We start from the raw sequence: 18,440 nt of genomic DNA, 5'->3' as shown, positions 1-18,440 counted from the left end.
TGCCGTTCATCGCGACGCGCCCGCACTTCTTGAAATCATCTGCGAAATCATCCGTCAGGTTGAGGAAGTCGAAGCTGTACGTTTGGTTCTCGAAACGAAGCCAATAGCTCGAAGTTTGCGACTGGATAGGTGCTTTGTTTGTAGTTAAGAGTCACCAAGAGCGGGCGGTGTAGCGCAACACTTCACGAAGCTATTCACAACTCTGGAGCAACCGTGAGCATGTCCATTTCACCTATATCCCGACACACTCCGCGCCAGCGAACCGCGATTACTTCCACTGTAACTCCACCAAGGTCGACGCTGCCGGCGCGAGCCTTACGCTCAGTTCCGCCTTTGCGGGCTCGAGAGTCATGCCCGAAGCGACATCGACCACGGACACGCTCGCAGCACCGGCCAGCTCAGCCTCAATCCTCACCAGCGGCACCGATACCGTCTGCTTCTTCTTCTCATCGAAATTGAAGATTGCTACATACGCCCCATGCAGCGTAGGGCGATAGAAGACATTCGCGCCCTGATCTCCGCTATCCCCTTCAACCGGCAGAAATGTCGTCCCTTCCGCCGCGATCTTCATCCACGCGCGATTGTTGTAAACATCCTTCGCCAACGCCTGCCCTTCGGAATCGTCCGCCAATTGAGTACTGTCGAGGATCATGCCGCCACTGATCACCGCCGAGAGCAGCCGGCTCTTCCCTTCATCCACACTTCGCGCTCCAAGGTCCGCCTTGCTGCCAAGTACGACATGGTCGGGGTCAGTGATATACAGATTCTTGCTCGACCACCATCCATAGGTCAGCGAGTTCAGCATATACTCGGTCGACTGCTCAAGCCCGCTGATATGCCCCTTTGTATCGCAAGCTAGCCGCCGCGCATGACCATAGCCCGAAGGAAACAGCGGCGCGATAGACAGGCTCAGAAACATCTTCGGTCCGGCCTCTGCAACAACCTGTTTCATTCCGGCGTTATAGGCCTCAATCCCCGTTTGAATCGCTGGATCATAATGAACGCCCTCCAGCGCTCCATGTGCCAGGAAGTCGATCTTCAAATACGTAAATCCCATCTTCCTGAACTGCTGCATGAAATAAGTAATCCGTGCCTTGGCTCCGGGATGCGTGGGATCGATAGGCCACAGTCCATCTACCTTCGGCATCATCGAACCATCCGGGGCCTTCAGGATGATGTCGCGATAGCGATACTTCATCCCTGTCCCTTCGACATACGCGTCGAGATCATCCAGGTGATAGACAAACGGAGCCCAGTAGATTCCGGGCTCGAAGTGCATCCCCTGTGCGTTCTTCATGCTCCGGATAATCGACACCGACTCCGCAAGCTGCACTGCGTCGAGTCTCCACCAGAAAGCGTCGAGGTTGATATAGACAATGCGGTTGTCTCCAAACCCTTCAGGCACCAGCTTGTCCCTGATGAACGCTGCCGTATCCAGGTAGCGTTTATCACTGATCTTGTCCGCATACGCCGCCCAGCTATTCCATCCGATCGGCGCGCCCGCTGCCCACTTCAGCGGCGGCTGAATCGCCGCATTCGCTTCGCCATACGCCTCAAGCCCATCGCGCCAGTCGGCGAACGATCCGATAAAGATGCGAGGCGAAGTGACATGCGCCCCACGCACGATCCCATGCGGCACCGTGTCATGCGTGTCCGTACGAACTCCCGTAGGCGAAGTAATGCCGCCATAGATGTCCAGATCGGTCAGTTCCCCACCCGCAGCGTGAGCCTCAATCGCGGTCTTCCATCGATCATGAACAATGGAACCAAGAATCAGCGCCTGCCGCGTCGTATTGTCGTAGATCGCGGTCGCTTCATTGCCGGAGAATAGCTGCCCCGGCTTCATCTCTCCCACGGCGACGCTGTTGTAGCGGAACCACATATCGTTATCGAACGGCACATGCAGAACGCGCAACGAAGCGTTTGCTCCAAGCTGAATGCTGTCCTTCCCCTTCAGCACAACCGAGTCGAAGTGCCGCGTCCCCAGGCTTCCCGTCTTCGCCTGCAACTCTGCCTGCATCGCAATCGCCGGAACCTTATCGTAGAGCCATATCCTCTGAATCAGATCAGGAAGTCCTGGCGCCGTGCTCTTCACTGCGTACACATGAGTACCTGCCATCGTGGAAGGCTTCTGCTCAACCTCCAACACATGGCTGGCATACGCGGTAGACGACACGGTTCTACCGTCCTCAAGCACTGCTCCACTCGTAAGACCGGTGATCTTGTGTCCATCCTTCCACGCGATATCCATCAAGCCACTATCGCGGTGGTAATGAATCGCAACAGCAGCGTTATGCAAATCGATATCTCTCGACGATGCGGGGGCTGGCTGTGCAAGTACGGCGGAGCCAAGCGCGAAGACAGCAGACATCGTGGCAGCGTAGCGAACAAATGCAACCGGTTTCATTCTTTCTCCTGAGAATGCACACTCGCAGTCCCGCGCGAGCGACGCTCTGAAGCGTCTCGTCCTCTCAAACTGTTGTTGGATCAGCCCAGCAGTTCGTGCCGCATGTACTCGTTCACGAATTTGCCTTTGGGGTCATACGACTTCAGTAGCTGCGTGAAATCATCAGCTCTCGGATAAGCCGCCCGAACCTGCGGCGCAGCCAGAGTATTCACCTTGCCCCAATGAGGCCGAGGCGTGAAGGGCTTCAGCTTCGCCTCTACCTGCGGAATCACCTTCATCACGGCATCCCACTCAGGCTTCCACGTGAAGTGGATCGCCAGCGAGCGCCGCTTGTAAGCCATGCTCATCCACAAATCGTCAGCCGCAATCGACCGCAGTTCCGTCACAAAAAGATGCGGCGTGATCTGATCACGAAGACTCTCAACAGCCAGCACCGCCTCATACGCATGCTCAAACGGAACGAAGTACTCCGTCTGAATCTCGCGACCCGTGGAAGGCGTGAACTCCATCTTGAAGTGCGGCAGTCGCTCATACCACTTGCCAACGCTGTTCAGTTGATCGGTAGTCTTCTCTGGCCCTTGTCCAACCACCGGGTGCAGCTTCTCCTTCGCCAGCGTAGCACCGTAGAACATCTCCGGCGGCGCAGCTCCCCCACCCTGGTCGACGCGCCGTTTGATCCAGACCTCCCACGCCTTGTGGTGCTGCCAGTTCGTGAACAGCGAGAGGCTGTAGCCCGTATTCATGATCGCTTCGAAGTTGTGTTCCAGCTCATGGAAGTCCAGGGCCTGGTAAACGATCTGCGTCATCTCGTAGCTCGGCTCGACGTCCAGCGTGACGTGCGTGACCACGCCCAGCGAACCCATGCTCACCACCGCGCCATGGAACGCATCGCCATCCTTCGCGCGCGTCAGCGTATGCACCGTTCCGTCGGCAGCGACGATCTCCAGCCCGCTCACCGATGTAGCAAGCCCGCCATTCCGCAGACCCGATCCATGCGTCCCGGTAGCAATCGAGCCACCGACAGAGATATGCGGCAGCGAAGCCATATTCGCCAGCGCGAACCCAGCCTTATCCAGCTGCACCGCGAGATCGCCATACTTGATACCGGCCCCAACCGTGACCGTCTTCGCAGCCGCATCTAGCTTGAAGTCATGCAAGCCCAACGTGCTGATCTGCGCGACCTTTGAGTCCGCGATGCCGTTGAAGCTATGCCGCGTTCCCAGCGCCCTGACGCTATCAACGCTCGTAATTGCCTTCTGAACATCTGCTACGGAGGCTGGCTGCAGAACGTTATCGGTCGAGTAGTGAAACGTCCCTGCCCAATTCTCGCGCGGGCCTCCGCTTCCTGACTGCGCCAACCCACCCCGAACCGCCGTCATCGCTGCAAGGGCCGCGCTGCCCTTAAGAAACTGCCGCTTATCCATAAATGTGTGTCCGCTCCCAATCGCCCTTGGTATGGTCTGCCGCTCAGTTCAATCATTGCCGCGACAATCATACGCACACCGCTCCTCGATTGGGAACCGACTGGAGCAGGCAAACAATTGCTCAAGCCACACAAGCCGCGAGCGCGTCCGCCTCAGCATCGAAGACGCTGAACAGATTCAGAATGTGCACCATCTTGAACGTCTTATACGCAAACGGCGACAGGCTCACCAGCTTCGTGTCCCCGCCTAGCTTCTTCGACTGCTGCAGCGCGTTCACGATCGACCCAATCCCGGACGAGTCGATCACCGGCATCGCCTCAAGATTCAGGACCAGAAAAGGGTGGTCCGTAGCGAACGCTTCGCGCACCGCGGCATCGAACTTATCCAACTGCTCGCCCATCTTCAGCGCGCCCTTGATGCGGATCGTGCAGGTCTTGCCACTTTGAAGAACGTCGAGATCCAAGGAGTTGTTTACCTTTCCAACAGATTGTTCTACATTTGTGAAACTTCGATACAACCACAAGACTGCTCAGAGTCTATCTTGCTGGGACCTGCCGTCAAGGGAGACGTACAAGTCCAGTCCATGCCTGATGTCACCACCACGCCAGTCACCGAAAGTATAGATGTCGCCGCACGTTTATTTGCGGCCACGTCGGTAGCCTCTCGTGCAAGATTGCTGACGACGGCTGCCGCTGATCTTATCGGAGACGCCGCTGCGGCCATCTACCTCTTCAGCTCCGAAGCCGATACCGCCGACTGGCGAATGGCCGCGGGCACCAGCGATATCTCCCTCACGCAGGATCTCGACTGGTCAACTGTCGCGCCGCTCGCCGCTCTTCTCGAGGACCCCGAAAACGCCTTCATCCTCGCCGGTTCCGACCTCACCCACGAACACTATCAGCACCTCAACATCGCCCGCCCAGTCACATCGACTGCACATCTTCCGATGATCTTCGGCGGAGCTCTCATGGGAGCGATCGAAATCATCTCCTTCTCCAAGGAACTGACCCTCGAAGACCTCGAAGCATTGCAGCCGCTCGCAGAGATAGGCGCACCAGCACTGCGCGAAGCTTCTCTAGTCGAAGGCCAGCAAGCCGACCTCCTCGACTCCGTACACCGCATGACGCAGCTGTACGATCTCGAAAAGTCGCTCAACGCCACGCTCGATCTCGACCCGTTGATGCCCCTCATCCCGCGCAAGGTCATCGCCATGCTTCACTGCCAGGCCGTCCACCTCTGGCTCTTCAACGGCGACGACCTCACCCTGATGGCAAGCGCCGGCGAAGACCCCACAGTCGAGCTAGGAGCGACGCAATCCGCCAGCGAAGGCTACGTGGGCCAGATGGCTGAGGAAGGCGTCGCCACACTCATCACCGACCCCAACGATGAGCGTCTGCTCGCCCGCAGCTCCGGTAACGAATATCCGGTCTGGACCGCGCTGCTTGTGCCGCTGATGCAGGACGAAGCCGAGGTCGGCGTCCTCGAGGCGATCAACCGCGATGATGGCGAACCCTTCGACGAAGATGACGAATTCTTCTTCGGCTCAGTCGCCGAAACCGTTGGGAGCGCCCTCAAAAACGCCAATCTCATGCACGCCGAGCGCAAGCTCGAGATCCTCGAAGCCCTCGTCCACGTCAGCTCCGAGATCACCTCGACCCTACGCCTCGAACGTCTCCTTCAGATCATAGTCAACAGCCCACAGAATGTCCTTCCCTTCGAGCGCTGCTCCATCGCTCTGGACAACCGCGGCAAGCTCCAACTGAAGTCCATCTCCGGCATGACCAGCATCCCGATGGGTGACGTCCAGGTCGAAGGCCTGCTTGAGCTTGTGCGCTGGCTCTCCACGCAGCCCGAAGCTCTCCACCTGAAGCAGCCGAATGAAGAGTCCGCAGCCGATCTCCCCGAGCCGGTAGCCAAACACTTCGAAGCCACCGGCTACCGTGCCCTCTACGCTCTTCCGCTCAACGACGACCAGGGCCGAGTCGGCGTTCTGCTCTATGAAGGACTCGACCCCGAGTTCCTCGATCTCCCCCACACGGAGATGATCAAGATCCTCGCAGGTCAGGCGACAGTCGCCATCCGCAACGCTTTGCTCTATCGTGAAGTCCCACTCATCAGCCTGCTCGAACCGCTGATGCAGAGGAAGCAAGCTCTTCTTCGCACCACGAAGGGCCGCCGCATCGGCTTCATCGCAGGCGGCACACTCACCGTCCTCTTCCTCGTCTTCTGCCCTCTTCCCATGCGCCTCACCGGCGAAGCCACCGTCGCCCCCCAACGCCTGGTCTCAATCGCCACACCCATCGAAGGCAACGTCACCGAAGTCTTTGCCCGCGAAGGTCAGCGTGTCGAAGCCGGGCAAATTCTCGGCGCGATGAACGACTTCCAATGGCGCACCGACCTCGCCTCCGCCGAAGGCCGCTACCGCACCGCCCTCCTGGGCATGCAGTCCGACCTGTCCCACGGCTCAGCGCAAGCCGGCGCGGACCGCTCCCAGACCGAATATCTTCGCGCCGAAGCCGATCGCGCCCGCGCCAAGATCGACAACGCCCAGCTTCGATCACCCATCTCTGGCATCGTCGTCACGCCGTCTCTGCAGGACACTGCAGGCGAGCATCTCGACGCGGGCGCGACCTTCGCGCAAGTCCTCGATCTCTCTTCGGCCGTCGTCAACGTAGCCATCCCACAAGCCGACGCCGCCCTCATGCGCCCGGGACAAACTGTCGCGATCAAGCTCGACAGCTATCCGCAGCGCTCCTGGCACGGCAGCGTCTCCATCGTCAGCCCCCAGGCCACCGCAGGCGACGGCGAACGCACCTTCACAGCGCGCGTCTCCCTCGCCAACGAAGACGCAACGCTGCGCGCCGGCATGACCGGCCGCGCAAAGATCTCCATCGGCTATCGGCCCGCGGGATATGTCCTGCTCCGCCGCCCCGCTTTGTGGATTTGGCAGACACTTTGGAACTGGTTCGGCTGGTGACACTCTTGAAGACTTCATCGATACATCTTCGACTCTGGCTGGCAGCCGCCGTAGCGATCCCCGCCATCCTCGCAACCGGTTGCGACTCCCATGACTCCGTCGCGTCATCCCCTCCCGCGCTGAAAGCACCGGCGCCAGCGCCTCAGGCCATTCACGCGATCGAACCAGCGAAAGTTCCCTATAGAACCACCGGCCCCCTCGTCGCCGAACAGCAATCCGACGTCGCCGCCCAGCGCGACGGAAGAGTCGTCAGCATCTCCGTCGGCATTGGCGACCGCGTACGTCGCGGCCAGGAACTTGCCGCTCTCGATGACCGCGCCCTTCGCACTGCCGTCGAATCCCACACTGCAAAGTTAGACTCCCTCCACGCCCAGGTCCGCGAGTGGGAGTCAGAAGAGAAGATGGACTCTGCCGACCTCCGCCGAGCCGACCAGATGCGTGCGTCCAAGATCCTCAGCGAAGAAGGCTGGGAGCACGTGAAGTACAAGCTCGACGAGGTCACCTCCGAAGTCGCTCGTTATCGCGCCGATGAAGCCGCCGCCGCCGCTGATCTGAAGACAGCGAAATTGCAACTCGAACAGTGCCATATTCTCGCTCCCTTCGCAGGCGTCGTCGGCCGGCAGTCGCTGCGTCTCGCGCAGGAGGTAAAGCAGGGAGACGTCCTCTTCTGGATCACCGCCGAAGCTCCTCTGCGCATCCTCTTCACTGTGCCCGAATCGGAGATGGCATCCTACCCAACCGGCGCGCCTCTTGACCTCACCAGCCCCGGCTACCCCGCTCTCCATCAGCCCGCGCGAGTGCTCCGCGTAAGCCCGGTCGTCGATCCCGCTAGCGACAGCGTGCAAGTCATCGGCGCCCTCATCCACCCATCCCCACTCCTGAAGCCCGGGATGTCGATGCAGATCAACCCCGCACTCAGTTCCGAAGGCCACACCGCGCAATGAACCTCAGCGAGGCGCTCGACGCGGCACTTCCGGAGATCCCCCGCGCTCGCCTGACCCGCGTTCATCCCCCGCGTCTCGATCCCGACCTGATCGTCAAAGAAGACCTCCTCGATGGCGAAGCCGTCGTCGGCGTCTTCCAGCGGAGCAAGGGGCACTACTTCCAGTTTCCGCCGATCCAATGGCAGCTCTTCCAGCTCTTCGATGGCGAACGCAGCTATGAAGAGATCGCCGCGCTCTTCGAAGAGCAGACCGGCGCTCCCCTCTCTACGGACGACGTGCGGCAACTCGCCCAGAACATGGACCAGTCCGAGTTCTGGTATCAAAGCCCGCAGGAGCGAAATATTGCCCTGAACGAAAAGCTGAGCGCGCAGCGTACCCGGCGCGCAAAACGCAAATCGCACGTGAACATCGCGCACATCAGCTTCAGCGCGTGGGACCCGAATCGCTATCTCACACTGCTCGACAACAAAATAGGCGGCTTCGTCTACAGCCGCTGGTGCTTCTACTCCGTCATCGCTCTATTCCTCTTTGAGGCCGTAGTATTCACCGCCAAGTGGAGCGTGATCGGACCTGATATCCCGCTCTTCTACAACTTCACCAAGAAGAGCTTCCTGGATCTAGTACAGTTCTGGGTTCTGTTCCTCATTCTCGGCTTCTTCCACGAGTCGGCCCACGGCCTTACCTGCAAACACTACGGCGGAGAGGTGCACAAGATGGGGCTCATGTTGATCTATCTTTCGCCAGCCTTCTATGTCGACGTCACAGAAAGCTGGATCTCTGCCAACAGGATTCAGCGCCTTACGACCATCATCGCCGGCATCTGGGTCGAGATGATCTTCTGCGGCTTCGCCATGATCGCCTGGACCAACACCCAGCCCGGCCAATGGCTGCATGACTTCAGTTACGAGATCATTCTGATCACTGGAATCGCGGTCATCGTCGTCAATCTCAATCCCTTGATCAAGCTCGACGGCTACTACTTTCTTACGGAACTGATCGGGATCTCAGACCTGAAAGAGCGGTCCACCGCCCTGCTCTCAGGATGGGTGCAGAGCAGGCTTCTTGGACTTCCAGTAGACCTTCCCGTCGTCGCGCGCAAACGTGTTCCCTTTTTCATGATCTATGCCTTCGCCTCAGGCCTCTACAGTTATCTGCTGCTCTTCGCCGTCATCCGCTTCACCTACAACATCGGCTACAACTGGTTCGCGGAGTTCGCCATCATTCCCGCCGGAGCGCTCGCCTTCGCTGTTTTTCGTTCCCGCGTCAAGTCACTCTGGGGAGTGATGACCCGCCTCTGGAAACAGCATTACGGCCCGGCATCGCAGAGACCCGTACTCTCCCTGGCCATGGCGATTCTGCTGATCTGCATGCTCTTCGCTCCCATATTTAGGGACCACGAAGATGCCTACTTCGTCATTGAGCCATCGCGAAGCGCAAAGCTTCATGCCCCCGCTGCTGGTGTCGTGGATACGATCGCCGTACACGAGGGAGAGCAGGTCCACGCCGGAGAGACGCTGCTGACCCTGCGAAGCAACAACACGGAATCTCTACGCTCAAAGGCAACCGCACAAGCCAATGCCGCACGATTCGACGCTTACGATGCCCAGGTCTCCCGACATAGCTCCGCGCCGTCCGCTGCTCGCGAGACAGCGCTCCGTTCTGAGAAGATCGCCGAAGAAGCGCAATCATCGCTGACCGTCCGCACTCCCATCGATGGCATCGTGATTACCGAAGACCCTAAATCACTAGTCAGTCGCAACATCGGCTCGGGCGAAGAGTTGCTCACGATTGCGGACGGCAGTAGCCGAATCGCGAGGCTCTTCGTGCCTTCCGCTGCACTGGATCGGATCGTCGCAAATGCAGAGGTCTCACTCGATCTGCCGGGACAATTCACCAAGTTCCACCTTCAATTGCCAGCATTGGAAGGCGAAGCGTTGACTCTGCCGCCCGGTCTCATCGCCTCTCAGAACTACAAGGGCATAAAGCTCCCGACCTTCTACGTCGCCCGCCTGCCGGTCCCTGAAAGGTACGGCAGCATTCCCCTTGGTCTGTCGGGCAGGGCGCTCGTCCTAGGCCAACGGCGAAGCCTTGTGGCGCGTGCATGGACGGTCGGCATGAACCTCCTGCGCGCCCACCTCTGGTAACCGCCCAACAAAAAAACAACGGCGATTGCCGAAGCAATCGCCGCTCTCTCTCCCAGAGAGACTCCGAAGACTGCGGAGTAAGAAACTTATTGAACCCGCTTGGCAAGGTTTGTCGACTTGGCCAGATTCGTTGACTTGGCAAGATTGGTCGATTTCGCAAGGTTCGTCGACTTAGCAAGATTCGTGGACTTAGCCAGATTCGTCGACTTGGCAAGATTGGTTGACTTCGCCAGGTGCGTTGACTTCGCCAGCGTCGTCTTAGACGCCTGGATCGCGCGGGCCGCGTTAAGATGTTTCGCTGCGGTCAAAGTCGTGGCATCAGGGGTCACCGTGCTGATGCTGCGGGTGGAAGGCTTGGCGGCTACGCTGGACTTGCTGACGATGGACTTCTTGAGGATTGCCATTTTAGAGAACCTCTAAACTTGATTTGACTTACCGTTTCGCTTTTGTATAAAGCATTCGGCATGCCAAACTCACGCGCATCCATCAACATGCCTGCATCTCCCTTCAAATCAGTAACTTGAAGAGGTTGCAAAAAATAGGCTCTTTGCCTGAAAATCCCGCCATGGGTGAAAATTTATTCACCCATAGGTGAAAAATTCAACCATCTGCTGTCATGAGCCTACAGGGAATACTTGCGGCAAAGGTACTTGATCCTCTGCCCATCAAGCCCCAGCAGCCGCGCCGCGCCGGCTTTGCTGCCGCCCGCCCGATTCAGTGCAGCAGACAGCAACGCCATCTCCAGCCGGACGATCTCCTCATCGAAGTCCGTCCCGCCCTCAGGCAGCAGAATCTGCTCCTGCACCGCAACGCTGTGGGCAAGCAGCCCCGGCGGAAGGTTTTCTGCTTTGATCTCCTGCCCGCGCACGGTCAATACCAGTCGCTGAATCAGGTTCTCCAACTCCCTCACGTTGCCCGGCCAGACATGCTCTTCAAGAACCTGCAGCGCCTCGGCCGCTAGGTGCTTCAACGGCAGCCCATTCGCCCCGCAATGAATCTGTAAAAAGTGGTCGCAGAGCAGCGCAATATCGCCATCCCGCTCGCGAAGCGGAGGAAGCTGTATCGGCACAACGTGAATCCGATAGTAAAGGTCCTCGCGAAACCTTCCCGTCCTCGCCATCTCTTCAAGCGGCTCATTCGTCGCGCAGATCAACCGGAAGTCAATCTTCTTCTGCGTCCGTCCACCAAGCCTCTGCACCTGGTGGTCCTCCAGCACACGCAGCAGCTTGGTCTGCAACGGAAGCGTCAGCGTCGCAATCTCGTCGAGGAAGAGCGTGCCTTTATCGGCCAGTTCGATCTGCCCCGGACGCGACTCCGTAGCTCCCGTGTACGCGCCCTTCTCGCTGCCGAAGAGCTCCGACTCAATCAGGTTTTCAGGAAGCGCCGCGCAGTTCAGCCGGATGTACGGCTTCGTAGCCCTGCTGCTCAGCGCCACCAGCGCCCGCGCCACCAACTCCTTACCCGTGCCGCTCTCTCCGCGAACGAGGACGTTGATGTTGCTGTCCGCGACCTGCTGAATCGCGTCATAGACGAGCCGCATCGCATCGCTCGCACCGATGAAGTCCTGATACCGACTGCTCTCGATCGCCTGCGCCTGGTGCTCCCTGCGGGTCAACTCTTCGGTGCTCTCGCGCACCGCCTCGATCACTGTCAGCCGAAGCTCAGCCAGATCAACCGGGCTGCGAAAATGCGCGTTCGCACCCGACTCGTGCGCAAGCTTCTCGACCGCTCGCGTCCTCGACCTGCTGATCGAGATCAGCACCATCGCCTCATCCGAGCGCCGCAGTTCGTTCAGAACAGCAAGCCCACCATGCGGTTCCTCCCCATCCGTATCGATATCAAGGATCAGCGCCGAAGCCCCCATCTCCCGCGTCCAACGCGCTACGTCCCGATACGTCTCGCGGGCCGCAACATCGAACCACGGCGACAACTCAGGAACAAGCTCGGCGCGGAAGTTTTCGTCCGCCGTAACCACGCAAACTGTAGGGAGAATCGGTTCTGCCAATCGTGGAGAGACGCGTGATGAGGAGACAATCCGTTGGGCCATGGCAGATAAGGGCGCGAAACCGCAGCCGCTTCACGAGATCGTACACGACAGGAAGCCGTCTGCTGGATATTCTCAGCGATCGTCGCCCGCAAACAAACAAATCGCCATGGATCGGCTCAAACATCGAACGAACCCATGGCGATCTGAATCACATGTTATTTTCCGAACGCGACTTCGTTCCAGTTCAGCTCACGCCGGAACTGCGTCAGCTTCGTATCCGCATCGATCGTCACCAGCTCAATCCCCGCAATCTCCACGAAGTCCTGGATATGCTCCGTCGTCAGCGACTGGCTGAAGCCAGTATGGTGCGCTCCACCCGCATAGATCCACGCAGCAGCCGCGACCTTCAGGTTGGGTTTCGGCAGCCATACGGACCGCGCCACCGGCAGCTTCGGCAGCGGCTGCTCCGGCTGAATCACATCAATCTCATTGACGATCATGCGGAACCGGTTCCCCATATCGACCAGCGAAGCCACAATTGCGGGCCCGCTCGGCGAAGTGAAGACCAGCCGGACCGGGTCAGCCTTTCCGCCGATACCCAGCGGATGCACCTCAAGCGAAGGCTTGTCAGCCGCGATCGATGGGCAGATCTCCAGCATGTGCGATCCCAGCACCTTCGGCGTCCCGCTGAAGTCATAGGTGTAGTCCTCCATAAACGAAGTCCCACCCGGCATACCTTCTGCCATCACCTTCATGATCCGTACCAGCGCTGCCGTCTTCCAGTCCCCTTCACCGGCGAACCCATAGCCATCGGCCATCAACCGCTGCGACGCAATTCCCGGCAACTGGTCAAGTCCCCACAGGTCCTGGAAGGTATCGGTAAACGCTCCAAATCCGCCCTCCACAAGAAACGCCCGCAGACCAAGTTCGATCTTCGCCGCAACCTTCAGAGACTCCGGACGATCATGCACCGCCGCAATCGAATAAGCCTCGCGATACTCCTCCACCAGCTTCGCAACTTCCGCATCCGAAAACTGGTTCATCCGAGCAACAAGATCGCCAACGCCATATCCATCCACACTGAACCCAAGCTTCGCCTGCGCCTCGACCTTGTCACCATCGGTCACCGCGACGTCGCGCATATTGTCGCCAAACCGCACCACCTTCAGGTTCTGCGACTCATGCCAGCCAATCGCAGCCCGCGACCACGCGGCAATACCGGCGATCGTCTCGGGATCCTGCCAGTGTCCGACCACAACCTTCCTCGCCAGCCGCATCCGCGCCGTAATGAAGCCGAACTCGCGGTCGCCATGAGCCGCCTGGTTCAGGTTCATAAAGTCCATGTCGATCGTCGACCATGGAAGCGCCTGGTTGTACTGCGTATGCAGATGCAGGAAAGGCTTGGTCAGCAGGCTCAATCCGGCGATCCACATCTTCGCCGGGGAGAAGGTGTGCATCCAGAAGATCAGCCCGATACACTGCGGAGCGTTACTGGCCTCGCGGCAGAGCGCACGAATCTCATCCGGAGTGGTCGCCACCGACTTGAAAACTACTTTTACCGGTATCGCGGCCTGCGCGTCGATCGACTCGACAATCTCCACCGAATGAGTGCGGACCTGCGCAATGGCCTCGGCACCGTAAAGGTGTTGGCTGCCGGTTACGAACCAGATTTCAAGGTCTTTCAAAATTGCCATGGTGTGCCCCTATTGCTCAATTCTTCAAAGTAAGTGGATCGCGCCAAATCCTCGGATCGCTCGTTGCGAGCCAGGCAATAAGTGGCAAACGTTTACTCCAAAGAAAATACATCGGCGATCCGACACTCGTCAACCGTATCTCACCGTGCCCCAAAGCTGGATCTAAGATCTTCCCAACCCGCCCCTCTTTGTGTGTTTTAGGAGTCCGTCCGTCCTCTTGCTCTCCACATCCCATACTGTTCTGGAGTAGACTCTTCCAGACCAAGGTAAACGTTTCCGCGACACCCCGAATCCATCTGTCCGCCTTCTTCAACTTCAGGAGATCTCTGCAATGCAAACAGGCTTCGCCCCCTCAAACAACATGCCCCGCAGGCACTCCAGCTTGCTCAGAGCAACGGCCTTTGCGGCCGTCGCTCTTCTTGTGTACAGCCCTTTCTCCAACTCGCAGACCAAGCCTGCACCGGTCGAACCGGCACAACTGAAGATCGACTCCGCAAAGATCGTCAGCCCCGTCAGCCCGATGCTCTACGGCATGATGACCGAGGAGATCAATCATGCCTTTGACGGCGGCCTCTACGCCGAGCTCTTGCAGAACCATACCTTCCGGCGCAGTTGGATGGGTATCGAGCACTGGGACCTGGTCCGCAACGGCAATGCCGCCGCTGAACTCTCATCGGACGAGCACTCCGGCCCCAGCAAAGCTCTGCCCTACAGCATGAAAATCCAGGTCACCTCCGCGTCCGACGGTGCCGAGGCGGGAGTTACCACCGCTGGCTACTGGGGAATCCCGCTGAAGCCCCACACCACCTATAAGGGATCGTTCTACGCGAAGGTCGACAGCGACGCCCCCATCACCGCAAAGCTGATCAACGACAAGTCCGGCGCCTCCGCCGGAGAGGCGAAGATCGATCTGAAGTCCGGAGACTGGGCCCGCTACGAGTACACCATCACCACCGGCCAGATCGTTGCTTCGACCGCGAACCACCTCGTTCTGACCGTTGCTCGTCCCGGAACCATCTGGCTGCAGGCAGCGTCCCTGATGCCCCCGACCTTTCACAACACGCCGAACGGCAATCGCATCGACCTTATGGAGAAGATGGCCGATCTCCACCCCAAGTTCCTCCGTCTACCCGGCGGCAACTACCTCGAAGGCGATCGCCTCGAAGATTGGTACAACTGGAAAGAGACCATCGGCCCAATCGTCGACCGCCCCGGGCACCAGGCTCCGTGGAGCTACTACTCCAGCGATGGCCTCGGTCTGCTCGAGTTTCTCGAGTGGTGCGAAGACCTGAAGATCGAGCCGATCCTGGCGATCTACGCCGGATACGCTCTAGGCGGAAAGCACATCGAAGCCGGCAAAAATATGGAGCCCTTCGTTCAGGCTGCTCTCGACGAGATCGAGTATGTCACCGGCGACTCCTCCACCAAGTGGGGTGCTGAACGCGCGAAAGACGGCCACCCGGCACCATTCCCGCTGCACTACATTGAGATCGGCAATGAAGATTGGCTCGACAAATCTGGAAGCTATGACTCCCGCTATCCCCAGTTCGCCCATGCCATCCGCAAGGCCTATCCGCAGTACAAGCTGATCGCCACAACGCCGGTGAAGACGGATCACCCGGAGGAACAGCCCGATGTCATCGACGATCACTACTACAAGCCACCCGCAGAGATGATGGACTTCGTCCACCACTACGACAACGCCCCGAGAAACGGCCCGAAGATCTTCGTCGGCGAGTGGGCATCCATGTCCGGCTCGCCCACGCCCAACTTCGGCTCCGCCCTCGGCGACGCCGCATGGATGACCTCCATGGAGCGCAACAGCGACCTCATCATCCTCTCTGCCTACGCGCCGCTTCTCGTCAACATCAATCCCGGCGGCATGCAATGGTCGCCCGACCTCATCGGCTACGACGGCCTGGAGAGTTACGGCTCACCCAGCTTCTATGCCCAGTCGCTCTTTGCCGCCCATCTTGGCGACGGAACGCCTGAGTCGTCTATCTCAGGTGCCCAGGAGCGCTTCTTCTACTCCGCAACCGTCGGCTCGAGCGACCACGTTCTCCACCTGAAGTTTGTCAACGCCTCGACGATCGAGCAGCCGCTCACGCTGGACGTTGCAGGCATTAAGGCTTCAGGTGAGGCCACGGTCATCTCTCTGCACGCCGCATCGTTCGAGGCGACGAACTCCATGTCCGACCCGAAGCAGATCGTGCCTCACACCATCACCCGGCCGGTTGGCTCCGCTCCATGGAAACACACCGTCCCGCCTCTGACGATTCAGATCGTGGATGTACCTCTCCACTAGCCTCAACCCTCGAGACTCCAGGCGGAGACTTCCGCCTGGAGTCTCGAGGCGCTCACTCCCTTGGTATCTGTCTTATCCCCGGAACTTCGAACTATTGGCGACTGCTGCAATAATCAAACCTTCAGGATCATTCAGTTTCAGGATCGGAGACCATGAGGGCATCGTCCAGAACCGCAAACAAGACCGCAAAGAAGACAGGTGCCTCGCCAAAGGTAGACATACGGGATGTCGCGGCACTGGCACGCGTCTCCATCGCCACCGTCTCGCGGACGATCAACTACATTCCCACGGTGGACCCAGCCCTTGCAGCCCGCGTCTGGAAGGCCGTCGAAGAACTGAACTACTTCCCCAACACCCAGGCTCGCGCCCTTGTCTCGGGAAAGAGCAAGCTGCTTGGCCTCATCGTCTCTGAGATCACCAATCCTTTCTTCCCCGAACTGATTCACGAGTTCGAGCAGGTCGCGATCGCCCGCGGATACGAGATCCTCATCGGCAGCACCAACTACGAGCCGAAGACCATGGAACTCTGCGCCCGGCGCATGTTGGAGAGGAAAGTGGACGGCGTCGCCATCATGACCTTCGGCGTCGAAGAGTTCGTCCTTGATCGCTTCACTGCCGAGAATATTCCCATCACCTTCATCGAAGCCGGGACGCATCGTCCGAACAGCGATACGCTCGCCGTCGACTACCGTGCCGGCATTCACGAAGCCGTCCAGCACCTGGCTGTCCTTGGCCATCGCAGGATCGGCTTTATCAGCGGACCCCTCAGCCTTCACTCGGCCGCGCTGCGGAGGCAGGCGTTTCTTGACTCGCTCAAGAGCGTCGGTATCGCAGTGAATCCAGCCTGGATGATCGAAGGCGACCACTCGCTTGACGGCGGCCGCGACGCCATGAAGAAGATCCTCGCAAATCCCGACAGGCCGACCGCGGTGATGTGCTCGAACGACCTCACCGCCATCGGAGTGCTGCATGCTCTCTTCGAGGCGAACCTGAAAGTTCCCGATGACTTTTCGGTCATCGGCTTCGACGATGTCCACCTCGCGGAGTACACCATTCCGCCCCTCACCACGGTGCGCATGTCCTGCCGGGAGTTGGCGGAGGCAGCGGTCAAGTCCCTCCTGTCCCACATCCAGCTTGTGGACGGGCGGACAGAAGCCACTTCGAAATCCGTCATCCAGACCCGGCTTATCGTCAGGCAGACTACCGGACTCCCGAAAGGGGCCCTCAGCGACCTGGGCGGTGCGAACCACCCAGGCGGCTGATCGGGCCGCCCTCGCAGGAGCAGCTACTCTGCCTTATTTGTTCTCCACCGCCGCAGCCGATCCGGCGTAGATATCGACATTTACCTTGTCCACGATCGCCGTGCCCGTATCGACAAACACCGGGTACGGTGAGAAAGAGTCAACGCTGTAATTGTTGTGAAACGGCTTTGGCAGATAGTGGTGGATCTCATCCAAGGACTTCAAACCCACATATCCCATCGTGTAGGGCTTCTGCGAGATCGTCGAATCGATGTTCCCGTCCTTGATCAGGTTCAACGTCTCCGAGTCCACGTCCATCGCGATGACGGCACGGTCTGTGACGCCCTTGCGCTTCAATACTTCGGCGATGCTCTTTCCCGAAGACGACTCCAGGCAGACGAACGCATCAATCTTGTCTGCCCCGCTCTTCGCGGCATACTGTTCAGTCTGGTCGAAGGACGCTGCTGGATCACCCTTGGTGTCGAATACGTCCACGATCTTGATTCCCGGATGGTCGGCCAGCATGTCCTTGTAGCCTTTCAGCCGCTCCTCCAGGTTGGGCTGGCCTTTGATCGTGTAGAAGACCACGTTCCCCTTCCCATTCAGCTTCTGGACCAGCCGCTCCCCGCCAAGATGACCCGCAGACAGATTATTCGTCCCGATAAAGTACAAACGGTTGCTCGTGGGAGCATCAGAGTCCACGGTGATGACCGGTACCCCGGACTCGATCGCTGAGTTGATCTCGGGTCGCATAAGATTCGCGTCCGCAACTGAGATCAGAATCCCCGCTGGTCGTGAGTTGACCGCCCTGGTAAACGAGTCCAGCTCTGCCTGGGGATCGAAGTTGTCCGGACCCACCAGACGCGCGGTAACGTCGTACTCAGAAGCAGCTTTCTGGAAACCCTCATTGAGTGCCTTCCAGTAAGGCAGCTTCAGATTGTTTGAAACAAGATAATAAGTCTCATTCTTCTTGGAATGATATTGGCACCCGGTGAATCCCAGTGACCCGATAGAGACTGCCACAATAAGTAGTTTCAATCCGACATTCTTCATTTCACTCTCCAGGTCTTTCTTTTGTCTCCTTCGCGCGCCCCACGCGAACTTACGAGAGGCTGGAGGAGCGTTCCCTCAAGACGGGCAGAATAATACGCTCTTCATTGAATTCATGGCGACCATTTCTACTCGATTAGTAACGGAGTCGTAGGGCGCGGGAATTCGATCCGAAAACACGTCACCTCGACCGGAGCGGCGGAAAGCTTTATCGTCCGCAGCGCAGTGGCGAGGCCCCCGCATTTCGCTTTCATCTTTGGTGCGTTA

Annotated in this window: 12 protein-coding genes; 5 read left to right on the top strand and 7 right to left on the bottom strand. The window is 58.8% G+C overall.

Translation table 11 applies throughout. The features are described from left to right. Nucleotides 1–268: 268 nt before the first annotated feature. The 3 genes from HDF16_RS12685 to HDF16_RS12675 all read right to left on the bottom strand — a co-directional run bounded on the left by HDF16_RS12685 (nt 269) and on the right by HDF16_RS12675 (nt 4,294). On the bottom strand, nt 269–2,407 hold the full coding sequence (locus HDF16_RS12685; RefSeq protein WP_184217073.1) for a hypothetical protein: 2,139 nt from the start codon (nt 2,405–2,407) through the stop codon (nt 269–271). A gap of 80 nt (nt 2,408–2,487) precedes the next feature. Then, nucleotides 2,488–3,831, bottom strand: a complete 1,344-nt coding sequence (locus HDF16_RS12680) for an FAD-binding protein (RefSeq protein ID WP_184217072.1) — start codon at nt 3,829–3,831, stop codon at nt 2,488–2,490. 121 nt (nt 3,832–3,952) lie between these two features. After that, on the bottom strand, nt 3,953–4,294 hold the full coding sequence (locus HDF16_RS12675; RefSeq protein WP_184217071.1) for an STAS domain-containing protein: 342 nt from the start codon (nt 4,292–4,294) through the stop codon (nt 3,953–3,955). A 120-nt stretch (nt 4,295–4,414) separates the two neighbouring features. Between HDF16_RS12675 and HDF16_RS12670 the strand changes: the two genes are divergently transcribed. The 3 genes from HDF16_RS12670 to HDF16_RS12660 are packed head-to-tail and all read left to right on the top strand — an operon-like array spanning nt 4,415 to nt 9,896. Then, entirely contained in the window at nt 4,415–6,808 is a 2,394-nt protein-coding gene (locus tag HDF16_RS12670) for an efflux RND transporter periplasmic adaptor subunit (protein ID WP_184217070.1), read from the top strand. Between the two features lie 5 nt (nt 6,809–6,813). Continuing rightward, nucleotides 6,814–7,752, top strand: a complete 939-nt coding sequence (locus HDF16_RS12665; RefSeq protein ID WP_184217069.1) for an efflux RND transporter periplasmic adaptor subunit — start codon at nt 6,814–6,816, stop codon at nt 7,750–7,752. Next, nucleotides 7,749–9,896: an HlyD family efflux transporter periplasmic adaptor subunit gene (locus HDF16_RS12660; protein ID WP_184217068.1), complete on the top strand. Its 2,148-nt coding sequence runs from the start codon at nt 7,749–7,751 to the stop codon at nt 9,894–9,896. The genes HDF16_RS12665 and HDF16_RS12660 overlap by 4 nt, the downstream gene beginning before the upstream one ends. 86 nt (nt 9,897–9,982) lie before the next feature. Here the strand turns inward: HDF16_RS12660 and HDF16_RS12655 are convergent, their stop codons facing one another. The 3 genes from HDF16_RS12655 to araA form a co-directional block, all read right to left on the bottom strand. After that, nucleotides 9,983–10,300 (bottom strand): hypothetical protein, encoded by a 318-nt coding sequence (locus HDF16_RS12655; protein ID WP_184217067.1) that lies wholly within the window; start codon nt 10,298–10,300, stop codon nt 9,983–9,985. Between the two features lie 218 nt (nt 10,301–10,518). Continuing rightward, nucleotides 10,519–11,901: a sigma-54 interaction domain-containing protein gene (locus HDF16_RS12650; protein ID WP_184217066.1), complete on the bottom strand. Its 1,383-nt coding sequence runs from the start codon at nt 11,899–11,901 to the stop codon at nt 10,519–10,521. Nucleotides 11,902–12,098: 197 nt separating this feature from the next. Beyond that, nucleotides 12,099–13,577 (bottom strand): L-arabinose isomerase, encoded by a 1,479-nt coding sequence (gene araA / locus HDF16_RS12645; protein WP_184217065.1) that lies wholly within the window; start codon nt 13,575–13,577, stop codon nt 12,099–12,101. A 331-nt stretch (nt 13,578–13,908) separates the two neighbouring features. Between araA and HDF16_RS12640 the strand changes: the two genes are divergently transcribed. Next, nucleotides 13,909–15,882, top strand: coding sequence for an alpha-L-arabinofuranosidase C-terminal domain-containing protein (locus HDF16_RS12640; RefSeq protein ID WP_246409040.1), 1,974 nt, complete (start codon nt 13,909–13,911; stop codon nt 15,880–15,882). 152 nt (nt 15,883–16,034) lie between these two features. Next, a complete protein-coding gene (locus HDF16_RS12635) occupies nt 16,035–17,144 on the top strand; it encodes a LacI family DNA-binding transcriptional regulator (protein ID WP_184217063.1) in 1,110 nt (369 codons plus the stop codon). 33 nt (nt 17,145–17,177) lie between these two features. Here the strand turns inward: HDF16_RS12635 and HDF16_RS12630 are convergent, their stop codons facing one another. Continuing rightward, a complete protein-coding gene (locus HDF16_RS12630; RefSeq protein WP_184217061.1) occupies nt 17,178–18,176 on the bottom strand; it encodes a substrate-binding domain-containing protein in 999 nt (332 codons plus the stop codon). Nucleotides 18,177–18,440: the final 264 nt, after the last annotated feature.

The organism is Granulicella aggregans (genome assembly GCF_014203275.1).
Lineage (GTDB): Bacteria > Acidobacteriota > Terriglobia > Terriglobales > Acidobacteriaceae > Edaphobacter.
This window is presented reverse-complemented; position numbering and strand designations above follow the sequence as displayed.